Source organism: uncultured Pseudokineococcus sp. (genome assembly GCF_947499845.1).
Classification (GTDB): domain Bacteria; phylum Actinomycetota; class Actinomycetes; order Actinomycetales; family Quadrisphaeraceae; genus Pseudokineococcus.
The window spans coordinates 1-4,794 of sequence record NZ_CANMPM010000040.1 but is presented as its reverse complement, the minus strand read 5'-3'; the positions used below and the strand labels follow the sequence as shown (position 1 = coordinate 4,794).

At 71.5% G+C, this 4,794-nt stretch carries 5 protein-coding genes and 1 pseudogene; 5 read left to right on the top strand and 1 reads right to left on the bottom strand.

Annotated elements, in window-relative coordinates:
* Nucleotides 1-70 precede the first annotated feature (70 nt).
* Complete coding sequence (locus Q0789_RS16495) at nt 71-565, top strand: hypothetical protein (protein ID WP_298807075.1); 495 nt, start codon at nt 71-73, stop codon at nt 563-565.
* Between the two features lie 208 nt (nt 566-773).
* Nucleotides 774-2,480, top strand: a complete 1,707-nt coding sequence (locus tag Q0789_RS16490) for a hypothetical protein (RefSeq protein WP_298807074.1) — start codon at nt 774-776, stop codon at nt 2,478-2,480.
* 25 nt (nt 2,481-2,505) lie between these two features.
* Here Q0789_RS16490 and Q0789_RS16485 read toward each other — a convergent pair whose 3' ends face one another.
* Nucleotides 2,506-2,973, bottom strand: a complete 468-nt coding sequence (locus Q0789_RS16485; protein WP_298807073.1) for a DUF3883 domain-containing protein — start codon at nt 2,971-2,973, stop codon at nt 2,506-2,508.
* A gap of 561 nt (nt 2,974-3,534) precedes the next feature.
* Here Q0789_RS16485 and Q0789_RS16480 point away from each other — a divergent pair.
* The 3 genes and pseudogenes from Q0789_RS16480 to Q0789_RS16475 all read left to right on the top strand — a co-directional run.
* Nucleotides 3,535-3,750: a hypothetical protein gene (locus tag Q0789_RS16480; protein ID WP_298807072.1), complete on the top strand. Its 216-nt coding sequence runs from the start codon at nt 3,535-3,537 to the stop codon at nt 3,748-3,750.
* A gap of 88 nt (nt 3,751-3,838) precedes the next feature.
* Nucleotides 3,839-3,967, top strand: a pseudogene (locus Q0789_RS16810) (transposase); the annotation flags it as partial.
* 582 nt (nt 3,968-4,549) lie between these two features.
* A partial coding sequence (locus tag Q0789_RS16475) for a DDE-type integrase/transposase/recombinase (protein WP_298807071.1) occupies nt 4,550-4,794 on the top strand: 245 nt, incomplete at its 3' end.

Sequence of the window (4,794 nt, the reverse complement as noted above, 5' to 3'; positions counted from 1 at the left end):
GGCCCGGTGGGGACCAGGGGTGCGCCCGAACCCTGCCTGCCTGGGGCCCGGACAGGAAGAAGGTGCACCAGTGAGCGCCACGCCGGTCGACGACGTCGACGACACCCAGGACGAGCGGCTGTCCCTGCCGAGCGAGATGACGGCGCTCCTCGCCGTCCTGCCCCTCGGCTGGGCCGCCCAGCTCATCGCCACCGACCTGTCCGCCCTGCGCGCGGCCGCCGGCGTGCTGGCCCTCGGGCTCATCGCCGTGATCGGCATCCTGCTGACCCGCGCTCTACCGTTCCTGCGGCTGCCGAGCGTGGCGTGGGTCTCCCTCGTCGGCATCGTCGCCAGCCTGCCGATGCTCCCGTGGGGCGAGGCCGTGGTCGGCGTCGTCGGCGACATCGACTTCCTCGCCCTGTTCGTGCCGTGCCTCGCCTTCGCCGGGCTGGCGATCTCGCGGCGCGAGGTCGCCATCGCCAAGACGTCCGGGTGGAAGCTGCTCGTCGTCGGGGTGCTCGTGCTGATCGGGACGTTCATCGGCTCTGCGCTCATCGCGGACGTGACGCTGCCGCTGCTGGACTAAGCACCCGGGCGCGCGGCGACTGGCGGCGGGTGACGGCGTCGCCGCGCGCCACGCCTCGTGCGGTCCTTGCCGGGTGCCTCTAGGCCCACCAGGACGACGTCGCGACGGTCGGGTGATGTCCGATGACTTCGGCACGGACGTCGGCCTTGCGTCGTAATGTCCACCCGCGGAGCCGGGCACGAGCCGGCCCACCACGGGGAGGACGCACATGCAGGAGCCATCGACGCCGGACTTCGACAGCCACGGTTCCGCCGAGGGGGGACCGCGGACGACCTCGGAGGTCGAGCCGGCGGTCTCTCCGGAGGCGGGCGAGCCGGAGCCGTCGACGGTCCTCGCGGAGATCCTCCCCGGTATCGCGGTCGTCTTCGGTGACGTGCCCGCGGGCCTCGACTTAATCGACTTCGGTGTGGTGCCGAGCGACGACCGGGCGCGGATCTCGACGGCCCTAGCCTCCGCCGGGGTCCTGACGACGGCCAGCGGAGGTGTCGGCAACGCCGTCGCCAGCGCGCAGGGCCTATTCCGGCTCGGCGCGGAGACGCAGGCCCTCGTCGACGGCGGGGCGTCTCTCGCAATGAAGAACGGCGCACACCTCGGTGCCGTCTTCAAGAACGGCAAGATCATCGCGCAAGCGCGCCTCGTGCCGGTCGCGGCGCTGAACCCCGTGACCGTCGCCGCCGTCATCGGCCCCGCCGTCGCGATGGTCGCGCTGCAGATGAAGCTCAGCGAGATCAGCGGGCTGGTCAGCACGAACATCGCTCTGACGACGCAGGTGCTCACCACCATCCGCCGCGACCAGTGGGCCGAGCTGCTGGGCCTCGTCGCGTCCGTCGACGGCGTCGTCGCGCAGGCGCGGGAGGTCGGCGCCGTCCCGGAGTCGCTCTGGGACAGCATCGCGGGCAGCGAGGCGCCGCTGCGCAAGCAGCTCGGCCTCTACCGCGAGAACGTCGTCGAGCACGTCCGGCAGCTCGACAAGCGCGACGCCCAGGACCGTCGCAAGTACCTGGAGACGAATGCCGAAGCCATCGTCTTCGACGCCAACGCCCTGCTGTCGTCCTTGAAGGGGTGGACCTCCTATCAGGCCCTGCGCGCGGGCCGCGCCAGGACCGCTGGCGCTGACGACCCTGCAGAGGCGCGCCTCGTCGACGTCATCACCAGGGACGCCCAGGAGGAGCTCGCCTCGGGTCTCGCCACGACGACGACGCTCGTCGACTCGCTGACGCGCGAGCTGCAGATCATCGCCTCGCTGCCGGGCCGCGCGGGCATGCCCCTCGGGCAGAAGCGCAAGGATGCCAAGGCCGTCCGACTGACGTGCCAGCAGCTGCTGGACGCCGTCCGCCCGCTCGCCGACGTCCTGCGCCCGCAGGCACCTACGCCGCAGGAGCCGGAGGCCGTCTGCGCCCCGGCCGACCTTGACCACGAGCCGTACCTGCGGGTGCTCCGATGGCTGCTCGACCGGGACGAGGTCGTCCGCTGCTTGGCCTTCCCCTTCCGCCTCGACGACCTGGCCAAGGGCGCCGCCCTGCTCGGCCGCCTCGATCCGGAGAAGTGGGCGGCGGTCGTCGTCGTCACCGACCGACGGATCATCACGGCGAAACCTGGTGATCTGCGCGAGCACGGCAAGCTCGCGAGCAGCGTCCCGCTCGACCTCGTGCGCTACGTCCGCGCAGCCACGGCGGGCGAGACAGGCGGCAGGGCCCGCATCGACGTCATCACGCGCGACGAGAACGTGCGGTGGACCTTCCACCCCGAGACCGCCGACGAGCAGGTGGGTGCGCTCGCCGCGCTGCTCGCCGCGTCGATGGCCATCCCGGACGACGAGCGGCTCGCTCTCACGCTCCGAGGCGCCGCCGTCCTGACGAGCGCGGCGGCGGGGACGAAGGCGCTACCCGCCAGCGATGAGGTGGCGCCCGCGTAGCGCGTCAGGAAGCGCGCAGCGCACCTCAGGGGCGGTGCAGCTCGTCGTAGACGCCCACGGGCACCGGCACGGTGAAGTACCGCTGCTCGCGCTTGCAGGAAAGCAGCGCGGCGAGCTGCTCCCCGCCGACCTCCAGCACCGTGGTGGCGTCCGCGCCGTCGCGCACGTGCTCGACGACGTAGAGCCAGAACGATGGGTTGGCGTCCGCCTCCTCCACCTGACGCGGCTCCAGCCAGAGGTCCTGCCCGCGGGCCGACCCGCCGAAGGCCTTAACCTCGATGACGCGGTCACCGCTGATGAGGTCGGCCGCGGCGCCGGTCCCGCGCGTGTCGCGGGCTTCGCGGTCAGCTCGCCGCTCATGCTCAACGACCGCCGCCAGCGCGGCGTCTTCGACCTGGCGGTTGGTCATGCGTGGTGACTCGCTCACGCCCGTTCCTCCCTCGTCGTGGAAGCGCACCGCGGTGAGGACGCCCGCGGACATGGTGCCGCGCATGGCTTCCACGATGCCGGCGAGGACGCCTCCTTGTTCGTAGGCCCGCGTTGACGGCCTCCCTTCCGCCGCTGGGCCGACCGCGTGACGAGTGGTCGCCGCCCCCGTCGGGGTCGGTCGCCATGCCTAGACGTGATGGAGCCGGCGCGGCTCCACCACCTCGAGTCTCCGGAGATCACCATGACTACCGACCACGACACCCCCGCCCGATACATCGCCTGGCTCTGCGACGCCGACCTCGCGCCGGACCCCACCGAGGAGAACGGCTCGTGCTGGCTGGTCTCGATGACCGTCTGCCAGGTGCTCGGCGACGAGCGCGAGGAGCAGCGCGTCGAGGACCTCACCGGGGCCGTCCACCACAGGGGCCCCTGGCACCGACGAAGTGCTGGCGGAGCACGGCCAGTGTGCCCGCGACGGCCGGTGGATCTTCGACCCACGCTACGAGCAGTGGCGCGACTCCGTCGTCCGGACGTCCTTAAGGATGGCCGCGTCGGACCGCTTGCCGAAGCCCCGAACCGTGGGACGGCCTGACAGGCACTGCTCTCACGTGGTCCGCTGACGCTCATGCTTGGCGACGGGATCGCCGACCGCTGGCCCCGCCTCTTCCACATGGCCGAGGCGCAGTCGTGGCCGTCGATCCAGCGCTACGGCCTGCTCTCCACGCAGGCGCTGTGGGACTTCTACGAGGTCCGGCAGCCGCAGCGCGACGACCTGCTTGCCCGCAAGCGTCCGCAGTCGGTGCAGATCAACTACCTCGAGCACGGGACGGCGGGTCCATGACTGATGTGACCCCCGCACGTCGGACACCTCCAGACTTGGCAACAGCCAGGACAGAAGGTCCCTGATGAGACGCACGAGTACCTAGCCGATCGAGTCCCGCGAGCAGGCGGCCGCTCTGGTCATCGACGGCGGCCATGGGATGCGCGAGGTCGCCCGCGAGCTCGGCATCAACCACGAGACGCTGCGGAACTGGGTCACCCACGCCGCAAGGAGCGCGCGGCCGGCGCCAGCGCCGTTTCCGAGGACGAACGCCTCAAGCCCGCACGACTACGCCGACGGGTCGCCGAGCTCGAGCTCGAGAAGGAGATCCGGAAACTTGCCGCGGTCTTCTTTGCCGCAAAGACGGGTCGCTGAACCGCCAACAGATGCTGGCCTTCATCGACGCGAACAAGACCAGCTACAGCATCCGCTCCCTGTGCCGGGTCCTGGCCGTCAGCTCCAGCACCTACTACGCCCTCCGCTGCGCGCGGCCACGGCCCCACCCCGGCAAAGATCGCCGAGGCCTACCGCGCCAACGCCGCCCGCGATGCCTGGGCCGCCCACTGCCCGGCGTCTACGGCGCCCGCGGGCTGACCGCCGAGGTCCGCTCCCGCGAGCACGCCTGGAGCCACAAGCACGTCGCCCGGCCGGTGCGCCTAACCGGCATCGGAGGCGCCCACCGTCGCCGACGAGGCAAGTACGCCCAAGCGCGCCGTCGCGACCGCCACCGCCCCGGACCTGGTCCATCGGGCCTTCACCGCGACCGGGGCCGGAACGGCTGTGGGTCACCGACATCCCCCACCTGCGCACCAACGAGGACTTGCTGTACCTGGCCGTCGTCGTCGACGCCTTCAGCCATCGATTCATCGGCTGGGCGACGGCCGACCACATCCGCACCGAGCTGGTCCTCGATGCGGTCGGCATGGCCATGGCGCGCCGCCGCCGCCCGGCGCCGGGCACCACCCACCACTCCGACTGCGGCACCCAAGGCGGAGTCAATCGGTCGTCGCAACACCTCGTGATCGTGGAGGTGTGTGGTGGGACGACGTCAGCAGCTGGCCGATC

Excerpts from the sequence above, each read along its gene's own strand:
- Q0789_RS16485 (WP_298807073.1), bottom strand. The coding sequence starts at position 2,973 with ATGCGCGGCACCATGTCCGCGGGCGTCCTCACCGCGGTGCGCTTCCAC.
- Q0789_RS16480 (WP_298807072.1), top strand. The coding sequence starts at position 3,535 with ATGCTTGGCGACGGGATCGCCGACCGCTGGCCCCGCCTCTTCCACATG.
- Q0789_RS16490 (WP_298807074.1), top strand. The coding sequence starts at position 774 with ATGCAGGAGCCATCGACGCCGGACTTCGACAGCCACGGTTCCGCCGAG.